The sequence below is a fragment of the uncultured Aurantimicrobium sp. genome (genome assembly GCF_936931525.1).
Classification (GTDB): Bacteria; Actinomycetota; Actinomycetes; order Actinomycetales; family Microbacteriaceae; genus Aurantimicrobium.
The window spans coordinates 1-22,837 of the sequence record NZ_CAKZII010000150.1; the positions used below are offsets into that span (position 1 = coordinate 1).

General features: G+C 52.7%; 19 protein-coding genes. 12 read left to right on the plus strand and 7 right to left on the minus strand.

Annotated elements, in window-relative coordinates; all coding sequences use genetic code 11:
* The 5 genes from Q0362_RS07295 to Q0362_RS07315 form a co-directional block, all read right to left on the minus strand.
* Window positions 1-755 (minus strand): VOC family protein (locus Q0362_RS07295; protein WP_298121939.1); only part of this gene is annotated, 755 nt, incomplete at its 3' end.
* Between the two features lie 68 nt (window positions 756-823).
* The gene (locus Q0362_RS07300; RefSeq protein ID WP_298121941.1) at window positions 824-2,320 is read right to left on the minus strand and encodes an aldehyde dehydrogenase; all 1,497 of its coding nucleotides are present in this window, start codon (window positions 2,318-2,320) and stop codon (window positions 824-826) included.
* A 33-nt stretch (window positions 2,321-2,353) separates the two neighbouring features.
* Window positions 2,354-3,016: a GntR family transcriptional regulator gene (locus Q0362_RS07305; RefSeq protein ID WP_298121944.1), complete on the minus strand. Its 663-nt coding sequence runs from the start codon at window positions 3,014-3,016 to the stop codon at window positions 2,354-2,356.
* Window positions 3,016-4,479: a fumarylacetoacetate hydrolase family protein gene (locus tag Q0362_RS07310; protein ID WP_298121946.1), complete on the minus strand. Its 1,464-nt coding sequence runs from the start codon at window positions 4,477-4,479 to the stop codon at window positions 3,016-3,018. The genes Q0362_RS07305 and Q0362_RS07310 overlap by 1 nt, the downstream gene beginning before the upstream one ends.
* Before the next feature lie 46 nt (window positions 4,480-4,525).
* Window positions 4,526-5,800: an amidase family protein gene (locus tag Q0362_RS07315; RefSeq protein ID WP_298121949.1), complete on the minus strand. Its 1,275-nt coding sequence runs from the start codon at window positions 5,798-5,800 to the stop codon at window positions 4,526-4,528.
* Between the two features lie 456 nt (window positions 5,801-6,256).
* On the opposite strand from Q0362_RS07315, the gene Q0362_RS07320 reads away from it, so the two are divergent.
* From Q0362_RS07320 to Q0362_RS07330, 3 genes are read left to right on the plus strand one after another with little or no spacing between them, the layout of a single operon-like run.
* Window positions 6,257-7,183: a malate dehydrogenase gene (locus tag Q0362_RS07320; protein ID WP_298121951.1), complete on the plus strand. Its 927-nt coding sequence runs from the start codon at window positions 6,257-6,259 to the stop codon at window positions 7,181-7,183.
* Between the two features lie 2 nt (window positions 7,184-7,185).
* Complete coding sequence (locus Q0362_RS07325; protein ID WP_298121954.1) at window positions 7,186-7,980, plus strand: MoaF C-terminal domain-containing protein; 795 nt, start codon at window positions 7,186-7,188, stop codon at window positions 7,978-7,980.
* A 23-nt stretch (window positions 7,981-8,003) separates the two neighbouring features.
* The gene (locus tag Q0362_RS07330; protein WP_298121956.1) at window positions 8,004-8,399 is read left to right on the plus strand and encodes a nuclear transport factor 2 family protein; all 396 of its coding nucleotides are present in this window, start codon (window positions 8,004-8,006) and stop codon (window positions 8,397-8,399) included.
* A gap of 17 nt (window positions 8,400-8,416) precedes the next feature.
* On the opposite strand, the gene Q0362_RS07335 is transcribed toward Q0362_RS07330, so the two are convergent.
* A complete protein-coding gene (locus tag Q0362_RS07335; RefSeq protein WP_298121959.1) occupies window positions 8,417-10,069 on the minus strand; it encodes an amidohydrolase in 1,653 nt (550 codons plus the stop codon).
* A gap of 15 nt (window positions 10,070-10,084) precedes the next feature.
* Window positions 10,085-10,897 carry a MoaF C-terminal domain-containing protein gene (locus tag Q0362_RS07340; protein ID WP_298121962.1) on the minus strand — a complete coding sequence of 271 codons (813 nt, stop codon included), beginning with the start codon at window positions 10,895-10,897 and terminating at the stop codon, window positions 10,085-10,087.
* Between the two features lie 442 nt (window positions 10,898-11,339).
* Here Q0362_RS07340 and Q0362_RS07345 point away from each other — a divergent pair, with 442 nt between their 5' ends.
* The 9 genes from Q0362_RS07345 to Q0362_RS07385 all read left to right on the plus strand — a co-directional run bounded on the left by Q0362_RS07345 (window position 11,340) and on the right by Q0362_RS07385 (window position 22,784).
* Window positions 11,340-12,329 carry a helix-turn-helix domain-containing protein gene (locus Q0362_RS07345; RefSeq protein ID WP_298121965.1) on the plus strand — a complete coding sequence of 330 codons (990 nt, stop codon included), beginning with the start codon at window positions 11,340-11,342 and terminating at the stop codon, window positions 12,327-12,329.
* A gap of 373 nt (window positions 12,330-12,702) precedes the next feature.
* Window positions 12,703-13,902, plus strand: coding sequence for an ABC transporter substrate-binding protein (locus Q0362_RS07350; protein ID WP_298121970.1), 1,200 nt, complete (start codon window positions 12,703-12,705; stop codon window positions 13,900-13,902).
* A gap of 111 nt (window positions 13,903-14,013) precedes the next feature.
* Window positions 14,014-14,904, plus strand: coding sequence for a branched-chain amino acid ABC transporter permease (locus Q0362_RS07355; protein ID WP_298121972.1), 891 nt, complete (start codon window positions 14,014-14,016; stop codon window positions 14,902-14,904).
* A complete protein-coding gene (locus Q0362_RS07360; RefSeq protein WP_298121975.1) occupies window positions 14,891-16,666 on the plus strand; it encodes an ATP-binding cassette domain-containing protein in 1,776 nt (591 codons plus the stop codon). The genes Q0362_RS07355 and Q0362_RS07360 overlap by 14 nt, the downstream gene beginning before the upstream one ends.
* Window positions 16,663-17,349, plus strand: a complete 687-nt coding sequence (locus Q0362_RS07365) for an ABC transporter ATP-binding protein (protein WP_298121978.1) — start codon at window positions 16,663-16,665, stop codon at window positions 17,347-17,349. Before Q0362_RS07360 ends, Q0362_RS07365 begins: the two co-directional genes overlap by 4 nt.
* 226 nt (window positions 17,350-17,575) lie before the next feature.
* On the plus strand, window positions 17,576-19,048 hold the full coding sequence (locus tag Q0362_RS07370; RefSeq protein WP_298121981.1) for an NAD-dependent succinate-semialdehyde dehydrogenase: 1,473 nt from the start codon (window positions 17,576-17,578) through the stop codon (window positions 19,046-19,048).
* Between the two features lie 104 nt (window positions 19,049-19,152).
* Window positions 19,153-20,133: a helix-turn-helix domain-containing protein gene (locus tag Q0362_RS07375; RefSeq protein WP_298121984.1), complete on the plus strand. Its 981-nt coding sequence runs from the start codon at window positions 19,153-19,155 to the stop codon at window positions 20,131-20,133.
* Between the two features lie 147 nt (window positions 20,134-20,280).
* A complete protein-coding gene (locus Q0362_RS07380) occupies window positions 20,281-21,168 on the plus strand; it encodes an alpha/beta hydrolase (RefSeq protein ID WP_298121987.1) in 888 nt (295 codons plus the stop codon).
* A 17-nt stretch (window positions 21,169-21,185) separates the two neighbouring features.
* Window positions 21,186-22,784, plus strand: a complete 1,599-nt coding sequence (locus tag Q0362_RS07385) for an NAD(P)/FAD-dependent oxidoreductase (protein ID WP_298121990.1) — start codon at window positions 21,186-21,188, stop codon at window positions 22,782-22,784.
* Window positions 22,785-22,837 lie beyond the last annotated feature (53 nt).

Here is a 22,837-nt window from a genome sequence, read left to right on the forward strand (position 1 = left end):
CAGATAGCTAGGATGTTGTGCTTCTCGTGGGTAGAGAAAGCAACGTGGTGCATACGTGGACCATCGCCACCGGTCATCGCGGTGTCGTGCACGGTTGCCTTGCGACGGATCCATGCCGCGTAGACAGTTCCTTCTTCATCCTGGATGTCTTCGGTTACGCGGTAACCGAGGTCCTGCATGTGCTTGACGCCACGAGGAACATCAGGGGTTACCTGGTTGAAGTGGTCAAGACGTACAAGTGCGCCGGGGGTGTACAGGTCATAACGCCATGCCAGGCGCTCCACGTGTTCAGTTTCGTAGAAGTACTCGAAGGGGAAGCCCAGTGGGTCGGTCACACGAAGAGAGTCACCAATTCCCTTGGTGAAACCGTCCTTGCGACGCTCGACACGGCAGCCGAGTTCGGTGTAGAAAGCTTCAGCCTTGTCTACATCTTCAGGGGTACGCACGCGGTAGGAGAACGCAGCAACTGCAGCGATGGGGCCCTTGCGAAGAACGAGGTTGTGGTGGATGAACTCTTCGATGCTCCGCAAGTAGATGACGTCGTCGTCTTCTTCGGTGACAGTCAAGCCGAGTACATCAACATAGAAGTGACGTGATGCAGCAAGGTCAGTAACGACGAGCTCCATGTATGCACAACGAAGGATGTCAGGTGGGCTTGCCTTAGGGGTTGCTACGGGGTTAGCTGCCTTGATAGGAGCTTCCGCGGTGACGTAGAAGCCACTAGAGGTCTTCTGGCGCCCTTTCAGTTCAGACATGTCATGTCCTTTCTTTATGTTGAGTGAAATAATTCACAGTTAGGTCACTGGTTGCCCAGTGAGGGAAACTACTTTCCGCTCACACCGAAACGAGGTGAGTGAGATTCTTCGAGGCTGATCTGCACCGACTGCTGGATGGTGTAGAAATCAATCGAGCGGTATCCGCCTTCGCGTCCGAGGCCGGAAGCCTTGACACCACCGAATGGGGTGCGCAAGTCACGAACGTTGTTCGAGTTCAACCAGACCATCCCCGACTCGATACCGTGTGCGAAGTTGTGTGCACGCTTGAGGTTCGTGGTCCACACATACGCGGCAAGGCCGTAACGAGTGTCGTTAGCGAGCTTGAGTGCTTCTTCGTCGGTGTCGAAAGGAGTAATCGCCACAACAGGCCCGAAGATCTCTTCCTGGAAGATACGTGCATCAGGCTTGACGTCTGCGAAGACGGTGGGGGAGATGAAGTTTCCGCCGGGGAGGCCCTCTGCTCGGCCACCACCGGCAAGGAGGCGACCTTCACCCTTACCGATTTCGATGTAGCTGAGAACCTTCTCGGTGTGGTTGGGGTGAACCAACGCACTAACTTCGCTCTGAGGGTCGGTGGGGAGACCCACAACGATGTTGCGTGCACGCTCAGCGAAGCGCTCTACGAAGTCATCGTAGATGTCGCGCTGAACGAGTACGCGGCTTCCCGCGGTGCAGCGCTCGCCGTTCAGGCTGAAGACGCCGAATACGGTGGCATCCAGGGCGGCTTCGAGATCTGCATCTGCAAAGACGATTGCGGGGCTCTTGCCGCCAAGCTCGAGAGAAAGGCTCTTGAGCAGTGGTGCTGCGTTGGTGGAAAGCATGGCACCGGTTGAACTGTCGCCGGTGAAGGAAATCAGTGGAACATCGGGGTGCTTGACCAGTGCGTCACCAGCAACGCCACCAGAACCAAGAATCAAGTTGAAGACACCGTCGGGAACTCCAGCTTCACGGAAGATGTCGGGCCAGAGCGCTGCTGAAAGGGGGGTGTAGCTGGCGGGCTTGAGCACAACGGAGTTACCCGTAGCCATCGCGGGAGCAAGCTTCCAGGATTCCTGCATGAAAGGAACGTTCCAGGGGGTAATTAAACCGGCAACACCAATGGGTTTGCGGTTGACATAGTTCATCTGGCGGCCGGGAACCTTGAATGCATTGTCGTGCTGAGCAACGATCAGGTCAGCAAAGAAGCGGAAGTTCTCAGCGGAGCGACGAGCCTGACCTAGAGCCTGGGTAATGGGAAGACCGGAGTCCCACGACTCAATTTCTGCGAGCTGAGCATCGCGAGATTCAACGATGTCGGCAATCTTGTGCAGAATGCGTGAGCGTTCGCGGGGAAGCATGCGAGCCCAGGGGCCCTCTTCGAATGCACGCTTGGCAGCAGCAACAGCAAGGTTGACGTCTTCGATCTTTCCCGATGCGGAGGTGATGTACACCTCGTTCGAGACGGGCTCGATGACATCAAAGGTGTCGCCGTCAAGTGAGTCGACGAACTTGCCATCGATAAAGTGCTGAATCTTCTCAGGCAGGTTTGCTGGGCGTGTAGACATAGGTTTCTCCGGGAGTGAATGTTCGGGTGAGAACTAGGCGGTTGGTGCTTTTTTCTTAGCGAGGAATTCGTTCAACGTCGCAAGACGGTGATCGCGAGCTGCAATTTCAATCTCAAGCGCAGGAGCTTTGCTTTCGATGAGGTTCATGAGTGCATCGTGTTCTTCAACGGAGCGAAGAGCGCGACCGGGCACATAGGAGAATGTGGATTCCCGAATTGTTGCTAGGCGGTTCCAGCCGCGGTGAACTAGATCAAGAATGTGCAGGTTGCTGCAGTGCTCGAAGATGACGGCGTGGAATTCATGGTTGAGCTCAGTGAAGCGCTTGGGATCGAAGTGTTCCAAGCACTCCCGCATTTCGCCGTTGATCTTGCGGGCTAGTGCAATATCTGAGGCTGTGATGTGAGGAGCTGCAGCAGCAGTGGCCCAACCCTCAACCAAGCTGAGGGTTTCCATGGTGTATTGGTATTCACGGTCATCCGTTGCAACAACCTGTGCCCCCACATTGGCGGTGAAGGTCACCAGGCCTTCAGCCTCCAGTCGGCGAATAGCTTCGCGCACAGGAACAACACTGACATCCAAGTCTTTCGCAATCTGGCCTAAAACCAGGCGGTAGCCAGGCCCGTATGTGCCATCGGTGATGTTGTCCTTGATGGAGACATAGGCACGTTCTGCTTTGTTGAGGACGACGGTAGACATTATTTCGCCTCCAGCCATGCGGTGTACTTCTCGCGCCACTCTTTATTCATGGGGAAGAGTTCTTCAACCCGGCCACCCGCGGTGACCATTTCCGCAATGAACTCTTCTTCACGCTCTTGAGTAATCGCTTCTTCAACGAGGTCCACAATCATGTGGGGAGGAATGACCAGCAAGCCATCCACATCGCCGACAATGATGTCTCCGGGCTGCACTGAAGCGCCACCACAAGCCACAGTGATGTCGATATCCCACGGAACGTGCTTGCGCCCGAGAACGGCTGGGTGCCCACCTGAGTGGTAGGTGGGGACGCCAATTTCAGTAACCACCGCGAGGTCGCGAACGCCGCCATCGGTCACGATGCCGGCTGCACCCAGGTTGCGGGCGCGCAATGCAAGGATGTCTCCCAGGGTGCCAGAGCCCGTCTCGCCACGAGCTTCCATGACGACCACGTCGTCGGGGCCGAGGCTGTCAAACAAGCGCTTCTGGGCGTTGTATCCACCACCGAATTGCTCGAAGAGGTCTTCGCGATTGGGGATGTAGCGCAGGGTGCGAGCTAAGCCCACTACACGCTTACCTGGCTGGGTGGACTTCAGGCCGTCAATAGAGATGTTGTTGAAGCCCCGCTTGCGCATCAGAGAGCTCAACGTCGCAGTGGCAACCGAGTTGATCTTGGCTTTGAGGTCTTCCGTGAGGATGCTTTCTTCTACAGGCAACCCTGCAGCTTCTCGTGAACCCCACGCTTCTTCTCGCTGAAGGTCATCAATCTTGGGCCCTGCACTGAATGAAGGGAGCTCAACGTCTCCCTGAGTCACCGTGGTGGTGAGCTTTCCAGTGGTGGGGGCACCTGGGGCGGTCGGCGCGTCAACCTCAACCTCAACCACGTCGCCAGGAACGATCACGGAGGAACCAGCGGGAGTTCCTGTGAGGATCACGTCACCGGGCTCTAGAGTCATGAGCTGAGAAAGATCTGCAACCAGTGTGCCGAAATTGAATGAAAGGCCTTCAGTTGTGTCGTCTTGCGCCAGGGTTCCATTGACCCAAGTGCGAATTCGGATAGCGTCCTGATCTAAGTTCTGAGCAGGGATGACGTTGGGGCCCATAGGGGTGTATCCGTCGCCGCCCTTAGAGCGAAGGTTGGAGCCTTTGTCGACATAGCGGAGGTCATAAACACCAAGGTCGTTTGCGGCGGTTATGCCAGAAACAGCAGCCCATCCCTGTTCAGGAGTTGCCCGGCGAACGGTCTGGCCAATGATGAGGGCAATCTCGCCCTCAAATGCGAGAAGCTCGGTCCCGGCGGGACGCTCAACCGTTCCGCCCGTGAAAGCCAACGAGGTCAGGGGCTTCAAGAAGAAGGACGGGTGTGCAGGTTTACGTCCCCGCTGTGCAATGCGCGAAGGGTAATTCAGGTGCAGGGCAATGATCTTCCCAGGGGAGAAGTCAGCGCCGAGTGCTGTTGTGCTCATGAATTATTCGCTCCTTCGCGAGTGGTATTTGAAATCATATACGATTCTAGTTTCTTGTCAAGATTTTGTGGAGAACACTTGAGATAGCGAGCAGGCGGCGGTCATCTCCACGCATTCCTTCCACGCCCAAACCGACAGGTAAGGCTCCCGCCAATCGTGGAATGGGAAGGCTCAGTGAAGGCTGACCAGCCAGCGAGCCTGAATCAGTATTGCTGATGGAATAGGGAAAAAGTGGGCTTTCCGCGCCATGAACGGTCACCGTGTCTTCGCCAATCCGTGGAGCGATAATGCCCACCGTGGGATAGGCCAAAACATCAATGGAGTTTTTAGCAAAGACTGCGTCGTAGGCCTCCTGGAGTACTTCTCTCCGGTTCAGGGCAGCGAGGTAGGTCTCTTCTGTAATAGGTGAATCCACAAAGTGGCTAAAGATCGATTTCACATCGGGGGAGGCTATGTCTTCCACAAACAAATGAAGCAAGCGCAACTCTGCATTTGTAAAGGAATCAGTTGAGGGGGTGAAACCAAAGAAGCTCAGTACTTCCCGGGGCGCCTCGAATGCCACCACTTGAAGACCCGCCAGTGCGATGTCATGTGAGCCCTCGAGTTCCACATCGACGAATTCCACACCCTCTTCCTCGAGGCGTTCGATGGCAAATTCCACGACTGTGGCAACCTCGGGGGAGCTCTGGGTGAAGAAACCCTGGCGTGGAAGCCCAATTCGAATAGAGGCTGCAGCCACGTCGAGAAGTTCGGTTTCTCCAGTGATGGCAGTATCAACAAGCGAAACATCAGAAACAGAGTTAGCGAGCACACCCACAGTGTCGCGGGTAGGAGAAATCATGAACACCCCTTCGCTGGGGTATCTGCCCGTGGTGGGACGAAAGCCGACCACACCGCAATACGCAGCAGGGATTCTGCAGGAACCACCTGTATCCGTTCCCAGTGCAAACGGCACAGAGCCATCGGCAACCGCAGCGGCCGAGCCACCGCTGGATCCACCGGCAGTTCGTTCGAGATCGCGAGGATTGCGGGTGGCTCCGAAGAAAGAGTTGTTACTCGTGGTGCCCAAAGCCAGCTCGTGCATGTTGAGGCTACCGATGCACTCAGCACCTACCTGACTCAGACGTTTCACAACCTCAGCAGATTCGTTCACAGGAGTATCCGGGAGTGCTGGTGAACCCGCCTGCATGGGGTGTCCCTGGACGGCAATGTTGTTTTTGACCCCGTAGGGAACCCCTGCAAGCGATATGAGAGGTGTCGCAGGTGTGCCTAGCGATTCTGGGAGCAGAACCGCCTCGGTGGCGTAGAGGTCGATAAACATTGAAGTATTAGATAGCGGGAAGGTCCAGCATTCCGTCATCCACGATGGTGGAACAGTCGAGAACAACTGATGATTCAACAGCGCGCTGTGAATTGGCCAACGAAACTCCCTTGTTTGTGGTGGTGAATGCGAGGCATTACTACGCCACGGCTCCTCTTTCAGCCTAGAAGTTGAGGGCAATCCGGGAGTGAAGAGGAGTTGTATGCGAGCGCACTACTTCACCGAGTCCCGGGAGATGAGTCCCACAGAAACTTTCTACTAAATCGATAGCTGACCTTGAGTTTGATCGTACGTAACACGTGGTCTAGCCCCATAACGAAGCCTGTTTGTCAGAGCGCGAACGAAGAGCATTTGTTTGCCCTGTGGCTCTTTCGCACCGTCTGGAAAGAGTGAAGAATCACTGCATCAACTCCTGGGTTTTCTCACGAATTGCCTGCACACAACGAAGAGGTACGCATGAAGGTCGCGATTATTGGCGGTGCCGGAGGTATTGGCTCCTCTGTCGCATTCAGCCTGCTCAGGACTCAGACCCCGTATGAGATTCTGATCATGGATAACCGCCCCAATATGATCACCAGCCATGTCATGGACCTACAAGACGCATTGTCTCTCGGTGGCGCTCTCAGTATTCGTGGGGCAGAAATTGCGGAAGCAGTCGACGCTGACATCATTGTGCTCAGCGCTGCCGTTCCCCTCACTCTCAATACCAGCCGTGACGTGTATTTGACCGCAAATGCCAGCATTGTCGCCAGCATTGTGGACACATTAGTCACTGCCGAATGGGACGGAATCTTTATTCTGATGACCAACCCTGTGGATCCTTTATTGACCTGGGTTGCGCAACGAACTGGATGGTCACATAAGAAGCTTCTGGGTTACACCCTCAATGACACTCAACGATTTCGCACGGGGATTGCTCACGCTTTGGATATCCAGCCTCAGCGGGTCTCGTGTTGGGTTGTGGGCGAACACGGCGCAGGCCAAGTGCCAGTATTTGGTTCCGTCCAGGTAGATGGCAAGCACGTGGAGCTCACATCTTCACAACGAGAGATCGCACTGGATTATGCCGATAATTGGTACGTCCGTCACGTAGCTCTCGATTCCGGACGCACCTCCACGTGGAGTTCTGGTATTGGCGGGGCACTGATGGTTGAAGCCATTACGAACTCTTCGCCAGAGCCTTTCCCTGCATCTATCATCCAGTCGGGAGAATATGGGGTTTCGGGGATGAGCCTGTCAGTTCCTGTCTATCTCTCACCTTCGGGAGTTACAGGCGTTGAGGTTCTCAGTCTGTCGGAAGCGGAGAACCTGGCTCTGCACACTACAGCAGCAAAAATTTCCGAACTTGCCGACACAATCTCGGTCGAAACGAAAGGCAACTAGCCATGGCTGATGCATCCTTCGAAGAGTGGAAGACCTATGACGATTTCGCCCACGGTATTGACACCTACCGCAGGCCCAATATCTCGCTGGCAGGGAAGACTCTGGCCATCAGTTTCGGCCGGGCTTCTCATCTGGAACTGAAGTTCCTCGACGACAACACAGTTGAGTGGAACGCCCAAGGTGAAATCTCAATTAAAACGGGCACTACTGACCCTTATGACGCCGTTTCGGTGCGGTCAGATGCCTCCTTTATCAACCTTCCGCTCACAAGCATCGAAGGTGAAGCACTCACCATTGCGCACTCAGCACGAACTGGACGGGTGATCATTGCGAAGTCTGTGATTGCTCCCGAAAAGGTTGAGGGGACCCCACAAGTTCAGCAACATTTCTGGGCGGGAACCGTCGATAACGCAACTGTGATGGGAACTGAGCCAGCCGAGAGTCGTGATCTCATTGGTATGCGCAATGTCTACCGTTACAGCCCTTCTCACCTGTACGAACACGTCTACATCTCTACCCAGCGTTATGCCTGGCAGTGCCTGGAAGGAGTCCAACGTGGCCACGGAGATATGGACCTCAGCACAGTATGGAAACTGGATGACGGCCTCTACCTGTTCTGCTTCCGTGAGTTCCGAATTTCGGTGGCAAGTGTCTGGCTCCACGATCTAGGTTATGGCCTGAACACCACAGGTATGTTCTTGGGTATTTCAGCCGCCGGTGAGTCTATGCACTCTCGTGCCGGTGGGCATATTTATCCGCTGGGCACCGCTCGTTATCCAGATGTTCAACCCGTGTAGTAATCCAACAGAACAGGAAAAAGATGTCAGCAGAAAGTATTGTCAAAGCTCACTACTTGGCTAGTGCCGAGGGAAACATCTCCGGGATGTTCCAGGATTTTTCTCCCGATATCGTGTGGAAAGAATCCGAGGGTGGTATCTATTCCGGCACCTTCACCGGGTTGGCGCAGATTGCACCTGCGATTTTCGACCGCATTAATTCCGAATGGGATTCCTTTGAGGTGGTACCTGAACTGTTCCTAGCGGATGAAGAAACCGGCCGTGTCGCAGCTATTTGCGACTACGTCGGAACGCACAAAGCCAGTGGGAAGGCTCAAGAGAACGTTAGGGCTGTCCACCTTTGGACAGTCAAAAATGACAAAATTGTAGCCTTTGAACAAATTTGTGACACTGCTCAACAAAACAAGTTCATTTCGTAGCTACTGGGTGAGTGCGTTTACCTCCGGAAGACGCACTCACCAGCAAACCAGGTCTCATCTGCCCGAGTATCAGCCAAATCTGTGACCGGGACTTTCCAGGGATTCTGGTTCAAGACAATAAAGTCTGCTGACTTTCCTGTCTCTAATGAGCCGGTGATTTCACTCAGGCCCAATGCTTGTGAGGATGCGGTTGTGTAGGCAGCAATAGCCTCATCGAGGGTCAAAGCCTGCTCTGGCCAAAGACTCCCGGGGAAGACACCGTCCGGATCAGATCGTGTGACGAGGCCTTCAATACCCAGCCAGGGGTTGGGGAGGGGTACCACCGGCCAGTCAGAACCGCCAATAACCACACCCCCTGCATCCAATATGGAGCGGTTTGGCTGCATTTTTGCTGCTCGCTCTGGGCCAAGCACTATCTTGATTGCTTCAAAGATTACGCCGGGAAACCACAATGTCGGAGAAATCTCTGCAGTGACATCTAGCTGTGCCATCCGGGGGATATCTGCTTCGGCAACAAATTGACCGTGCGCAATGTGCAGAGGCGTTGTGTAGCCAGCGTCGCGAACAAGTTGTGCGGCATCAAGTACAAGCCGAACCGAACCGTCGCCCGTGCAGTGAATCTTTGCTCCGATCCCTTTTTCTGCAGCCCGAAGCAACCAGGAGGCAAGCTCATCTCCACTCAACGAGGTTTCCCCGTGGTGGTGAGCCCCGTGTGCATCGGTGGGAAGATACGGCTCGAGAAAGCAGGCGGTGTGAGTGGGCGGAATGCCATCGAGGAAGATCTTGATGAAGTCGGGCCGGTGATGTTCAGTTCGGAATTTCTCCCCTTGCCAAACCAGGCCATCGCCAATCGGGTCAGCATCAAAGATCATGTTGTTTGCCATCATGCACGAAACGACCCATGCTTTGAGTTTTCCGCTGTCATCAAGCTGCTTCAGGGCTTGGAGAAGGTCCAGGCTCACTCCCGCATCTTGAAATGCGGTGACGCCGTAGGTGTGCAGAATCTCAATACCTCGTTCTGAGGTAGCCGCCCAGAGCTGCGGCGTCATTGGGGTGAGCTCATTCATCACACGTTCGACAATCAGCCCTGCTGTTTCGAAAAGCACACCAGTGGGTTCTGAAGTTCCCTCATAACGCATGATGGTTCCATCAATAGGGTCTGGAGTTTCTGCAGTGATTCCGGCCAAAGCCAGTGCCGCTGAGTTGGCCCACTTGTTGTGATGAGAATCATCCACCAGGAGCACTGGACGGCCACCAGCAGCATCATCTAAACGTGATTTCGTTGACGGTTTTGCCAGCTCTGCAATGAGGGTACTTCCCCAACTGCCGCCAACCACCCACGCATCTGAAGAAAGTGTGCTGGCGTACTCAGAAATCGTTGCCATAATCTCATTGAGAGAGGCGGTGGGGAGGAATTCCACTTCCATCAGCGACGCCTTGCCGGCAATCTGATGATGGTTATGCGCATCGTGGAGACCGGGCATCAGGGTCTTTCCGCCGAGATCATGCAGGACCGTGTTTGCTCCTTGGTGGGCATTCTGGATTTCTTGTAAGTTGCCCACCGAGAGGACTTTGCCATCCCTGATGGCGAGCGCCTCTGCCCAGGGTTTTTCGGGGTTGAGTGTGGCAATAGGCCCACCGTGAACTATGAGGTCAGCGTGTGAAGTCATGCGAAGACGTACTTTCTATGGACGACGAGGATCAAGATCCTCAGGGTAATTTGAAGTGCTGAGAACCTTGCCGTGCGAGCCGAAGGTGAAGTGGACAGTGTTCTCGCCAGACTCGTCCAAGCCAAAGAGAACCCCGTGTGATCGCAGGTTATCGAAATCACGGTGGTCGGCAACTGTCACCGAGGCGCACGGGATGACTTTCTCGCGCCAGCAGAAAACGAAGATACCTGGGCGAAGCTCATATGTTGTGTGCTCTTCAGTGTCGGCAAGTCCGCGCTCTGGGCCGGACAAGCAGTGCCAGGTGTACCACTGAGGGCTGAGGTAGACGTGCTCATAGGCGTGTGCCCGGGAATATCTCCAGTAGACCCTTCTGCCAATGAGTTCATTTGTAGGGGAGGGAACCAAGCTCGGATTTCCGTGCCCTCCAACAGTGAAGGTGGTGAATTTCTGAGTAACGGCGGTTACCCCTGCCGATGCCTCACCGATGATGGTGTTGACGATCAATCCAACTCCGTTGGTTTGATCGAGAAAGAATGACACAGCTTCGGATGGTCTTGCCTCGTCCTGGAACTGCACGTAATACAAACCGTCGGCAACTGAGAATGCTTCAAAGTTCACTTCTCTAGTTGAACCATCAACACCGACGGCAGAAAGAGAAAGTGTGGTTTCGGTAAAGACGTGATCTATTTCACGCCCGTCTGCTCTGATGGATCGGAACGAATAACCCGCTAGATCAGTGGTGAGTTCTGCTTTATTCTCGTCAAAGCCAGGAGCCAAGCCATCCAATGGAAGCCATGAACTGGTGTCACTCAAGTTTTGTGCCGACATCGTTGTCGCCTTTCACGTTGGAGCGGTTTTCGAGAAGAAATGTTATATCCAGACTGGGTTGTTAGCAGATTACCTCAGTTGCAGATTCAGCAGGAGTCCGCAGCTGAGTTGGGTGCAAACGTGGATCTCAACTTCGGTGCGTAAGTGCCGGTGAGTATTTTGGCCACTTCGTCGTTGAGGGGGAATTGTTGCTCTGGAGATTAGTCCAGTATTTAAACAAACTCAGCTGGCGTTATCTTTTGGGCTGAATCAACGAAGCTTCTAGAAGATCCAGCTCGCGTGGTTACTCTCAAGCCCAATGCCATTATTTGAGAATTTACCCCTGATGTATTGACACCGTCGAAGAATATGCGAAACTATATACGATTCGCCACGCCTTGATTCTGAACGCATCTGTTTGGACACCAGCGCAATGATGTTGATACGAGGAGGTATCCGGAAAATGGTTACATCTACTGAAAACAATTCCGTTGATGTTGTCGTTGTTGATGATTTCCACGAGTGGACTCAACTCGTCTCAAAGTGGTTCGTCCCCTTGGATGTGACAAGTGTCCATGGCGAAAATTTTCACGGTCGGGTCAGAACTCGGACCATCGGAGATGTTTTTATTTCCGATATCAGTGCTACAGAACACCAAGTAGAGCGCACACTTGCGCTCATCAACCAAGACGACACGTCATATTTCAAGGTTTCCCTTCTGCTGGCTGGTACCGGCTTACTGATGCAGGACAACCGTGAAGCGGTCATGACACCTGGTGACATCGCTGTGTATGACACAAACAAGCCATACACGCTTGTATTTAATGGTGACTTTCGTACCCTTGTTGTGATGTTCCCCCACTCACTGCTGGACCTTCCCGCGGAAACCATTTCTCAACTGACCGCTACGCGGATTTCTGGCGAAGACGGCCTTGCAAAGCTTGTGAGTCCTTTCCTTTCTCACCTTGCACACAACATGGAAACCCTGTCTGGCCACAGTGCAACTCGACTCATGCACAACACCGTCGATCTCGTCGCCACGGTGCTGCACAGTCAACTGGACACAGAGACTATGGACCGCATCCACAGTCACCGCTCTCAGTTACTTGCGGATGTATATGCCTACATTGATGAGCACCTGGGAGATCCCAGTTTGAGCCCGAGCGAAATTGCTGCCGCTTCCTTTATTTCCACCCGTCACTTGCATGGAATTTTCAAGGAGCAAGGAATTACCGTTTCAGCATGGATTCGGTCACGTCGACTTGAACTATGCCGCCGTGACTTTATGGACCCACTTTTTACGCACAAGCCTGTTTCGTATATTGCGGCGCGACGTGGGTTTGTCGATGCGTCGCATTTCAGCCGGTTATTTAGAGCTACCTATGGTCAAGCTCCCACGGCTTTCCGTGAAAATGCGCGACTCGAATCAGAATCCTCAGCAGAAGCTGCTTAGCGGAGCATAGTTTTTCACAAGAGAAAAACCACTTTTCTGTAAAAGTTATCTAAACGTGACCATTTATTGGTGCCTCAACATCCGCTTGTTTGTGCGCATCGGGGGAGCATTTCACCGAGAGTCAACCCTCGTGCAGGGGTTGTCTATGGCGCAAAACGTGAACAGTCGTAGTCTGTGAAATAGATATGCGGTGATGACTAGTTATCATTTTTGATCTACTTGCAAAGTGGCAAGTCGCGAATCCAATTCGCTTCTCGTCATCCGCAATTATTTCAAGGGTTTTAGCTAGTTATCGCCTTACCGTCAGATTCGTCTGGCACGTAGTCGGCATCACGAAGTAGTGATGCTCTAACTGAGAGGCAATTACATGCACATGTCCAAGAAAATGCTTGCAACTGTCGCCCTTGCTGGCGCAGCTGCACTCGTTCTCGCTGGCTGTTCTAGCGACAGCAGCGGTGGCGGAGAAGCAACCGGCGAGCCAATCGTCGTAGCAGCAAACTCAAGCCTTACCTTCTTCCCTGAGGCGCCTCAGGCAGTTCAGGCTGTATTCGATGAGTACAACGCAGCTGGTGGCCTTAACGGCCGCCCACTTCAGTACAACGTTTGTGATGACAAGGTTGACCCCGCAGCTTCGGCTCAGTGCCAGAAGGACGCTTTGTCCGCTGGTGCAGTTGCAATGGTCGGTTCTTCATCGCTGCTTGACTGCGCTGTGAACTGGAAGACCTGGGTCGATAGCGACATGGTTTCTCTCCAGGGAACCGGTGTTGACCCTTACTGCTTCGGAACTTCGAACGTAGCCCCAGCTAACACTGGTCCTTTCTTCGACGCACAGGCAACAATTCAGCAGGCAGCCGATGACGGTGGCAAGGCAATTTGTGTTCTTGCTACTACAGCAGACCCTTCAACCAAGCAGGCTTACGAAGAAATGATCGTGAACTGGGAAGCATTCAGTGGCGAGAAGTTCGCTGCTGTTGACACCAGCGCCGGTTACGGAGCTGACTACAGCTCGAACATTAGCGGTCTGACCTCTTCTGCTTCGTGTGACTCATTCGTATTCCTGGGTGTTGGTCCTGACATTCTCGGTATGATCAACGTTCTGACCCAGCAGGGTATCAAGGCGCCTGTCTACGTACAGACCTCTTGCTACTACCCAGAGTTCGCAGCTTCGGCCGCTTCTTACGGTGGAACCATCTCTGTTCCTGCTGAGTTCTCGCCACTGGATGACGCATCTAACGATGAGTTCAAGGCTCTGATGGACTCCGCTGGAGTTCCACAGTCGTCCTTCGCACAGGGTGGTTACCTTGCTGCAAAGAACTTCATCCAGATCCTCGAGTCCATCGAGGGTGACACCGTAGATGCTGCTTCAGTTACCGCAGCTGCTAAGGGTATGACCACTCCTGACGAAAACCCCATGCGTGGTAACTCATGGATCTTCGGCGAGGGTGAATCTCACCAGGCAAACGCATCGGCTTGGAACTTGACCGCAGCTCCCGGCTCTGGCGTATGGACCTCTAACGGACCATGGGTTGGTGCTAAGGAGATCGGCTTCAAGCCACTCGCTGTAGCAAAGTAGTAAAACTAGAAACACTGACAGTGGGGGGTCTCCAGCCCGGAGGCCTCCCACTCTCACCCTCTAGCGAAAGATTGAAGCTTCGCTAAAACCCCTTATTTTTCAGGAGATATCGTGCTCACAACAGCCCTATCGGGAATTGGTCCCGGTGGCTATTACGCCGTCATTGCGGTGTTGCTTGTGCTTATGGCGCAGCTCACCCGGGTCGTAAATTTTAGCCAAGTCGCCTTCGGTATGTTCGGCGCATATATATCCGTCGCATTGATGTCTGGTCAGTTCCAGCAGTCAATCAAAATTGGAATCAAGCTTCCTCAAGTCGTTGCCGTTGTAATTGGTATTTTGGTCGCCGGGCTTATCTCCGCGTTGGTCGGCTGGATCATTGCACAGTGGTTGCCAGAGGCAACCGGCACTGCCCGCTCAGCGGTGACAGTTGCGACACTTCTATCTTTGATTTCAATTGCTTACATTCTCTTCGGCTCTCGCCCGCAGCCATTCAAGCCGATTATTTTCGGACCCTTGATGGAATTGCCTGGCGGTATCGTCATCACCAAAATCAGTGTGTTCAGTATTAGCCTCGCTGTTGTTGTCGCAATAATTGCCAAAATCGTCTTGTCTAAGACAATGCTTGGTGTGCGACTGCGCGCTATTGCTGACCGTCAAACTGCTGCAGAACTACTTGGTGTCAACGTCAAGCTCATGAACGTTGCAGTGTGGTTCTTTACAGGAGCAGTTTCGGGTTTGCTGATCGTCTTCATCGCACCGACACAAAGCTCTGACATCTTTACTCTTTCTATGCTCGTTGTTCCTGGTGCTGCCGCTGCATTGATTGGTGCGTTTAAGAACATCTGGGCCGGACTAATCGGTGGAATCTTGCTGGGAGTAGTCCAGGGTTTCTTCGCAGGTTTGCCAGATCTTATCTATATCCGAGACTGGATCCCCATCATTGTGATCATCGTCTTCCTCTTGTGGAACCAACGTAAGGAGGTGTGGGATGTCGCTCGCTAACCGTGTTCGCCTTCAGGGCTCCCCTTGGAAACCCGTTCTTGTGGCGGTAGCCACGCTGATTGTCGGTCTCGCGCTGACAGCCATTCTGCCTGACCAAAAATGGATCAATATCGTGACCTCGGTTTTGGTCGCCAGTGTCTCACTCATGGGCCTCGGTGTAGTCACCGGATCCGCGGGAATGATTGCACTGTGCCAATTGACCTTCGCGGCTGTAGGTGCGTGGGTTGTGGAATGGCTTTTCGTTAACGAGCAGCTCACCTTCTTCGGTGACTTTGCTTTCGTGGTCTACATTCTCATTGGTGGCCTTGTTGCTGCCGTGGGAGGAATATTAGTTGGTTTGCCTGCTCTGCGGCTTCGTGGCGTCAACTTGGCAGTGCTCACTTTGGGTATCGCTGCAGCAGTTGACCTCACCTTGCTGAAGACGGGCTTCCCCGCATTCGTTGCAGGCATGAGAGTGGAGCGACCTTTCAACCTCGGCCCATCATCGGTTGCGAGCGACCGCGGTTACCTTGCCTTCGTCATTGTTGCAGTTGTTTTGATCTCTTTGATGGTTGTTTTCCTCCAGCGCAGTCGTTGGGGAGCTTCATGGAAGTCAGTAGCTTTCTCTGAACGAAGCACTGCTTCTTCTGGAACGAATGTGAGAACAGCAAAACTTTCTGCATTTGCCGTTTCAGCATTCCTCGGTGGTCTTGCCGGTGGCTTGTTTGACGGTCAAATCATGCAAGGTAATGCTTATTCCTTCACCACAATCAACTCTCTCGGTATGTACGTATTGAGTGTTGTTGCCGGTTCCTACCTGATTGATATGGCAATCTTCGGCGGAATTCTCTTTATCCTCATCCCAGAAATCCTCAAGGTTTTCAAGATTGATCTCCAGTGGGGAAATGTCGTCTTCGGTATTTTGGGTATCCAGGCTCTGACAACAAATAGCAACTTGGGTCAAGACATTCGTAATGCGATCTATAAGCGCAAGATGAGTAAAGTACCTCCGGTTGAGTTGAACTTGGCTCCAGTAGAGGAGAAGAAAGTTGTGGAGGTTCCTCAGGGAACCGGTAGAACTATTTTGAAGGTCCGTGATCTCGGAGTTGCCTTCGGCGCAGTCAAGGCACTTCAAAATGTCAACCTAGACATTGAAGAAGGAACCATCGTTGGGCTCATCGGGCCTAACGGTGCTGGAAAGTCAACATTCGTTGACGCTCTGACAGGATTCCTTCCTCACCACACCGGTGTTCTTACTCTGGAAGATATTGAGTTAGACAAGCTCTCCCCAAGCCGCATTGCGCGTGTAGGGTTGCGTAGAACATACCAACAGGACCGTGTCCCAGACACCCTCACTGTGGGGGCTTATGTTTACTTCGTATCCCGAGGTAAGGCTACCCCTGAAGAAATCGCAGATACTCTCGAGTTCTTCGGTTGCCCCGATCCAACTGTTCCACTTCGTTCCGTCGATGTGGGAACACGTCGCTTGATTGAAGTTGCGGCCAACGTAGCAGCTAAGCCAAAGGTTCTTCTCCTTGATGAGCCTGCTGCCGGCCTCTCTCACGACGAACACATTGCCTTTGGGGAGCGTTTACGCTCGCTTCCTTCGAAGTATGGTGTCACAGTAATCATCATTGAACACGACCTCGATCTCGTACGCAGTGTGTGCACGAGCATTACAGTCTTGAATTTTGGTGAAGTTCTCGCTTCTGGGTCTCAGGAAGATGTTCTTTCCAACCCTGAAGTTCTCAAGGCCTACATGGGTGAAACGGAGTTGCTATGAGCCTCGTACTAAATGACGTCACTGTTAGTCGCGGTGTCGGTCCAGTTATCTCCAACGTTTCACTTGAAATCAAGCCGGGTGAAGTCGTCACGCTAGTTGGCCCAAATGGGGCAGGAAAGACGAGTCTTCTCGAGTCTCTTTCTGGTGTCATCCGTCCAAGTAGTGGATCCATCACAATGGATGACGTTGACATCACCAAGCTGTCTCGTCGCAAACGCTCTCGTACGGGACTTCAGCATGTTGAACAAGGAAGAATGATCTTCCCCTCTCTCACAGTTCTGGAGAATCTTCGCTTAACTGCGCATTCCAAAGCGGACATCGAGGCAGCAATTTCATTGTTCCCTGAACTTGAAAAGCGCATGAATTCAGCAACTGTGTTGCTCTCAGGTGGTGAGCAGCAGATGGTGGTTTTGGCTCGTGCCTTTGCGGCAAAGCCGAAGTATCTCCTCTTGGACGAAATGTCTCTAGGACTTGCGCCAGTGGTGTTCATGCGTTTGCTGCCCATCATTCAGCAGATTGCTCAAACCGGAGTAGGAGTTCTCCTGGTTGAACAATTTGCGCACCTTGCGCTCAAGATCGCCTCTGATTCCATGGTGATTACGAGCGGACATGTTTCATACCATGGCGACCCAAAGAAGCTTCTCGATAATGAAGAACTTTTGCGTAAGTCATACATGGGCTAGAAATTTCACATAAACAAGAGGAGTTCAACCGGTGGTTGGGCTCCTCTTGTTTATACCGAGACCAAAAACAAGAAAACTTTGCACGTCAGCGCACACTCGGAGCCCCTCAGTGAAACCTTAGGTTTCTGTGTCTTTTCATTTTCTAAACTGACTTCAGGCACGCGTTATTCCTGATGGCAAGTGCGCAATCGAATTGACGTACATCGGAACCGCGAATCGAGGAAATATGTCCCCCTTCACTGAAGCCGAGCTTCTCGCCAAAATTCCTTCCCAGCTGTTCATCAACGGGCAATGGATTGACGGTTCCTCTGGAAAGACGATTGATGTGCTGGATCCCTCAACGGGAAAAGTAATCAAGACTATTGCTGATGCCTCCCCTGAGGATGGTATTCGTGCCCTCGATTCGGCCGTATCGGCCCAAGAAGAGTGGGCGGCCACACCTCCTCGTGTGCGGGGTGAACTGTTGAGGAAGGCTTTTGACCTTGTTCAGGAACGCAAAGAAGAATTTGCATTACTGATGACCCTGGAAATGGGGAAGCCTCTAGCAGAAGCGATGGGTGAGGTGAATTATGGATCAGAATTCCTTCGCTGGTTCGCAGAAGAAGCTGTGCGCATTAATGGTCGATACGGTTCTAACCCTGAAGGTTCTGGACGTGCGTTTGTGACATACCTTCCGGTAGGCCCTTGTTTCTTGATTACCCCCTGGAATTTCCCTTTGGCTATGGCAACCCGCAAGATTGCTCCTGCCTTAGCGGCGGGCTGCACTGTGGTAATCAAGCCTGCGACCTTGACCCCACTTACAACTCTTTACTTTGTGAAGATTCTGGAGGAAGTAGGCGTTCCTCGGGGAGTTGTCAACGTATTCACCACCTCAACGAGTTCCGCAGTCTCCAACCCCATCATCGTGGACAAGCGCTTGCGTAAACTTTCCTTCACAGGATCAACAGGAGTTGGGCAATCGCTCATGCGTCTGGCTACTGAGAACGTACTGCGGACCTCTATGGAGCTCGGTGGAAACGCCCCATTCCTCGTGTTTGAAGATGCCGATCTTGATAAGGCCGTGGATGGAGCAATGGCGGCCAAATTCCGCAATATCGGCCAGGCATGCACAGCAGCCAATCGCTTTATAGTTCACGAAAGTATCGCTCCAGAGTTTGCTGCTCGGGTGACGGAACGCGTGAAGGCAATGAAGATTGGCCGCGGCACAGAGGAGAATGTGTCAATCGGGCCTTTGATTGATCACAAGGCAGTTGCCAAGGCTCATGAATTGGTTCAGGATGCATTGTCTAAGGGAGCAACCCTGGAAACCGGTGGCCACATCATTGCTGGTGATGGTTCATTCTTTGAGCCCACCGTCATCACGGGCGTGAAGCCGGGCTCTGAGATTCTCACCGAAGAAATCTTTGGTCCCGTTCTCTCAATCACTACTTTCTCCACTGAGGAAGAAGGCATTCGCATTGCAAATGACACTGAATACGGCCTTGTTGGGTACGTTTTCACTGAGGACTTCAAGCGAGGCCAGCGCCTCATTGAAAAACTCCAGACTGGAATGATGGGGCTGAACGCTGGTGTCATCTCGAATGCTTCTGCTCCGTTCGGCGGTGTGAAGATGTCTGGGTTGGGCCGCGAGGGTGGTGCTGAAGGCATCTATGAGTACCTCTCGCCCAAGTACACAATGACGCCTAACCCTTTTATTTAGGAGCGGAAGCTGGTGGCAGAAGCCCCAAATCTATCCATGGCGGCAGCCCTCGCTTCGGGGCTAATATCAACAAGTAAGGCATTCTCGAAGGAGAGGACTGTTCGATGACCGTCAACTTTAGGCATGAACCACTCACGCTTGAGGTCAGCGGTGACAGCGGCGAATCCATCAACCGTTGGAGAGCGGAAATGGAACGCGCTTTTCCGCCGCTGACCATTCATACTGAAAGTACCCAGCCTTTTAGAGCTCAATATCGTTCGGCTGGGACCGAAGAACTTCAAATCAGTGACATTCAGGCGAGCGCTCACGTTGTTGAGAGAAATCCTGGAGTAGTGAGCTCCAAAAACTTTGAGTATTACAAAATCAGTCTTCAGGTTTCTGGAACAGGCCTCATGACGCAGGGCGACAGACAGCTTTCCCTGACCCCAGGGACTATCGCCGTCTATGACACAGCGCAAGCCTATGATCTTCGTTTTGATGACGATTATCGTTTCGTCGTCGCGATGTTTCCCAAAAAAGCTTTGGATATCCCTTCCAAGCTCGCCAACGAATTAGTCGCTTACCCGCTTGATGGCACGGCGGGTCCTGGTTCGATGCTTTCGAGCTACCTCATGGGCTTGGTAGAAAACCTTCATTATTTATCTGGTGCTAGCGGAGAACGGCTTGCGCGTACCGGACTTGATTTGCTCACGACCTTATTGTCTGCGGAACTGGAAGTTCATGGTTCGACTGCGAGTCCTGAGCGACGGTCACTCTTGGTGGAGATTTGTTATTACATCAATGAGCACTTGTCCAGCCCCAACCTCACGCCAGAAGTTATTGCCTCCGCTCACTTCATTTCAACCCGGCACTTATATAACGTGTTCCAAGAGGCGGGAGTGAGTATTGCGCAGTGGATCAAACTCCGAAGACTGACCGAATGTCGACGTGACCTAGCTGACCCCCTCAAGATGAATCTCACGGTTGCTCAAGTCGCAACCCGGTGGTCATTCGATGAAGCTGCATACTTCAGCAGAATTTTTAAGGAAAACTTTGGGCTGACCCCTAGCGAGTGGCGTAAATACGCTCTCGTTTCGTTTGCTTAGATCCATCTCCAAGTAATGCAGAAATTTACTGCATCAACTGCACTGGGCTACTAACACAGCACCCCAGGGTTGCAGGAACCTGTAAGTATCGCTCTTAAATGCAATTTTTTTGAGCGACCTCATACAGTTCTTGAAGGGAACACGACAATGACGTCAGACGAATTAGCGGCACTGCGCGGAATGCTTGCAGCGGCCCCATTTGATTTCACCACTCCCGCAGCGGAAGTCCGCGCAGCTTTTAACGGTGCAACGGCAACCTTCCCTGTAGACGAGTCATACTCTTTCGACGCCAAGTCGATTGGCGGTGTCTCAGGTTTGTGGATGGAAGCCTCCAAGAAGAGTGACAAAGTTCTTTTCTATGTGCACGGTGGAGCTCTCCTCGTGGGAGACACCTTCGGATACAGAGGGCTTTCTGGAAATCTTGCACATGCTGCAGGGATTAACATGTTCTCGATTGATTACCGTCTCGCTCCAGAGAGTACATTCCCTGCAGCGCATGATGATGTGCTGGCCGCGTACAAGGGCCTGATTAATGAGGGGTTTGCAGCCGAAAATATTGTGGTTGCTGGTGACTCCGCTGGTGGAGGCCTTGCGCTTTCATTGCTCCTTGATATCAAGGAAAATGGGCTTTCCCAGCCGGGCGCTGCCGTGGTTCTTTCACCGTGGGCGGACCTCACTCACTCCGGTGAGACCATGATCACCAAAAAGGAAATTGACAACTCGCTGACCCAAGAAGGTTTGCAGTCTGGCGCAGATCAGTACTTGAACGGCCACTCAGCTTCGGATCCTCGCGTGTCACCGCTATTTGGTGACTTCTCCGGATTTCCACCACTTCTTATTGAGGTTGGTGCTGATGAAATCCTGCTGGACGACTCTGTTCGCGTAGCGGAGAAGGCTAGCGCCGCTGATGTAGATGTGACTTTGCACGTGTGGCCAGACATGCCTCACGACTGGTCGCTGTTCGCATTCATGCTGAGCGAAGGCCGCGACATGATCGAAGAAGTTGGTTCTTGGATCAACTCCAAACTTAGCTAATTACGGAAAGTAGAAAAATGACTAAAACAATTGACGTTCTTGTCGTCGGCGCTGGATTCGCCGGCATGCTTGCAGTCCACAACATGCGTAAGCTCGGACTTTCCGTCCTCGGCGTTGAAAAGGGTGCTGATGTTGGAGGCACCTGGTATTGGAACACATACCCTGGCCTTCGATGTGACGTGGAAAGCGTGGAGTATTCCTATTCGTGGGATGAAGAGCTGCAACAGGATTGGGTCTGGAGTGAGCGATACTCAGCGCAACCTGAAATTCTGAGTTATGCGCAGCATGTTGCCGACCGTTTTGATCTGCGCAAAGACTTCGTTTTTAACCAGAAGGTTGTCACTACGGTGTTCAGCGACAAGGACAATACTTGGACTGTAACTACCGAGTCTGGTGAGGTATTCGTAGCACGCTGGGTCATCATGGCAACTGGTGCGCTTTCTGCGCCCAAGAAAGTCGATATTGCGGGCGCATCCTCTTTTCAAGGTGAAAGCTACTTCTCTACTGACTGGCCTAAGAATCCTGTTGACTTCACGGGCAAACGTGTAGCTGTGGTGGGTACCGGCTCGACTGGTATCCAGCTCTCCACGTTTATCGCAAAGACCGCCGCTGAACTCTTTGTTCTCCAGCGCACACCCTCGTGGACTGTGCCGGCCAACAATCAACCGCTGAGTGCTGAGTATGTTGCAGAGGTCAAAAAGACCTATGCCTCCGAGCGTGAGCGTAAGCGTCACTCGATGGATGGTTTGGGCTTGCCAGGACCGGTGAAGTCTGCTTTGGAGGCAACCGCCGATGAACGCGAAAAGCACTACCAGTTCATCTATGACAACCTCTCACCCTTTACTTTCTTTGGCTCATACACAGATGTGCTCGTCGATGATGAAGCAAACCAGACAATCTCTGACTTCTTGGCAAGCAAGGTTCGTGAACGTGTGAAGGACCAGGCTCTGGCTGAGAAGCTGATTCCCAAGAGCTATCCCTTTGGAACGCGCAGAACTTGTATCGACACCGGTTACTACGAGATCTTCAATCAGGACAATGTCCACTTGGTAGATCTTCTAGAAAGCCCACTCAAGCAGGTCACTGCGACTGGTTTCGAAACAGAAGCAGCCAACTATGACGTTGACATCATTGTGTATGCCATTGGGTATGACGCATTTACTGGAATTCTCAATGATGTTGATGTCATCGGCTTAGGTGGAGAAAACCTTCGTGAAGTCTGGAAGCAGGGAGCGAAGACCTACATGGGTGCAATGTCTGCAGGTTTCCCCAACCTATTCCTCGTGACGGGCCCACAAAGCCCTTCGGTGCTTTCCAACGTCGTAGTCTCACTGGAACAGCACGTGGAGTGGATTTCAGGCGCGATTGAGTACCTAGAAAAGAACAAATTCACGCGGATGGAAGCCTCACGAACTGCACAAGAAGACTGGGTTGCGGCAAACAACTTCTTGGGCGAGGTCACCGTTCACCGCAACAGCGGCTCCTGGTATGTCGGGGCAAACGTGGCCGGTAAAGCACGTGTAGTTCTGCCTGCCTTGATGGGAGTGGGACCCTTCCGTGCTGCTTGTACCGAGGTAGCAAATGACAACTATAAGGGTTTCATTCTCGCTAGTTAGTCCGGTGTCTGCCGGTGGCATTTGTCACCGGCAGACACACCTTTCACCCGCCA

Bases quoted from the DNA above. Each gene is read 5' to 3' on its own strand.
- Q0362_RS07300 (WP_298121941.1), bottom strand. From the start codon at position 2,320: ATGTCTACACGCCCAGCAAACCTGCCTGAGAAGATTCAGCACTTTATC.
- Q0362_RS07305 (WP_298121944.1), bottom strand. From the start codon at position 3,016: ATGTCTACCGTCGTCCTCAACAAAGCAGAACGTGCCTATGTCTCCATC.
- Q0362_RS07310 (WP_298121946.1), bottom strand. From the start codon at position 4,479: ATGAGCACAACAGCACTCGGCGCTGACTTCTCCCCTGGGAAGATCATT.
- Q0362_RS07315 (WP_298121949.1), bottom strand. From the start codon at position 5,800: ATGTTTATCGACCTCTACGCCACCGAGGCGGTTCTGCTCCCAGAATCG.
- Q0362_RS07320 (WP_298121951.1), top strand. From the start codon at position 6,257: ATGAAGGTCGCGATTATTGGCGGTGCCGGAGGTATTGGCTCCTCTGTC.
- Q0362_RS07325 (WP_298121954.1), top strand. From the start codon at position 7,186: ATGGCTGATGCATCCTTCGAAGAGTGGAAGACCTATGACGATTTCGCC.
- Q0362_RS07330 (WP_298121956.1), top strand. From the start codon at position 8,004: ATGTCAGCAGAAAGTATTGTCAAAGCTCACTACTTGGCTAGTGCCGAG.
- Q0362_RS07335 (WP_298121959.1), bottom strand. From the start codon at position 10,069: ATGACTTCACACGCTGACCTCATAGTTCACGGTGGGCCTATTGCCACA.
- Q0362_RS07340 (WP_298121962.1), bottom strand. From the start codon at position 10,897: ATGTCGGCACAAAACTTGAGTGACACCAGTTCATGGCTTCCATTGGAT.
- Q0362_RS07345 (WP_298121965.1), top strand. From the start codon at position 11,340: ATGGTTACATCTACTGAAAACAATTCCGTTGATGTTGTCGTTGTTGAT.
- Q0362_RS07350 (WP_298121970.1), top strand. From the start codon at position 12,703: ATGTCCAAGAAAATGCTTGCAACTGTCGCCCTTGCTGGCGCAGCTGCA.
- Q0362_RS07360 (WP_298121975.1), top strand. From the start codon at position 14,891: ATGTCGCTCGCTAACCGTGTTCGCCTTCAGGGCTCCCCTTGGAAACCC.
- Q0362_RS07365 (WP_298121978.1), top strand. From the start codon at position 16,663: ATGAGCCTCGTACTAAATGACGTCACTGTTAGTCGCGGTGTCGGTCCA.
- Q0362_RS07370 (WP_298121981.1), top strand. From the start codon at position 17,576: ATGTCCCCCTTCACTGAAGCCGAGCTTCTCGCCAAAATTCCTTCCCAG.
- Q0362_RS07375 (WP_298121984.1), top strand. From the start codon at position 19,153: ATGACCGTCAACTTTAGGCATGAACCACTCACGCTTGAGGTCAGCGGT.
- Q0362_RS07380 (WP_298121987.1), top strand. From the start codon at position 20,281: ATGACGTCAGACGAATTAGCGGCACTGCGCGGAATGCTTGCAGCGGCC.
- Q0362_RS07385 (WP_298121990.1), top strand. From the start codon at position 21,186: ATGACTAAAACAATTGACGTTCTTGTCGTCGGCGCTGGATTCGCCGGC.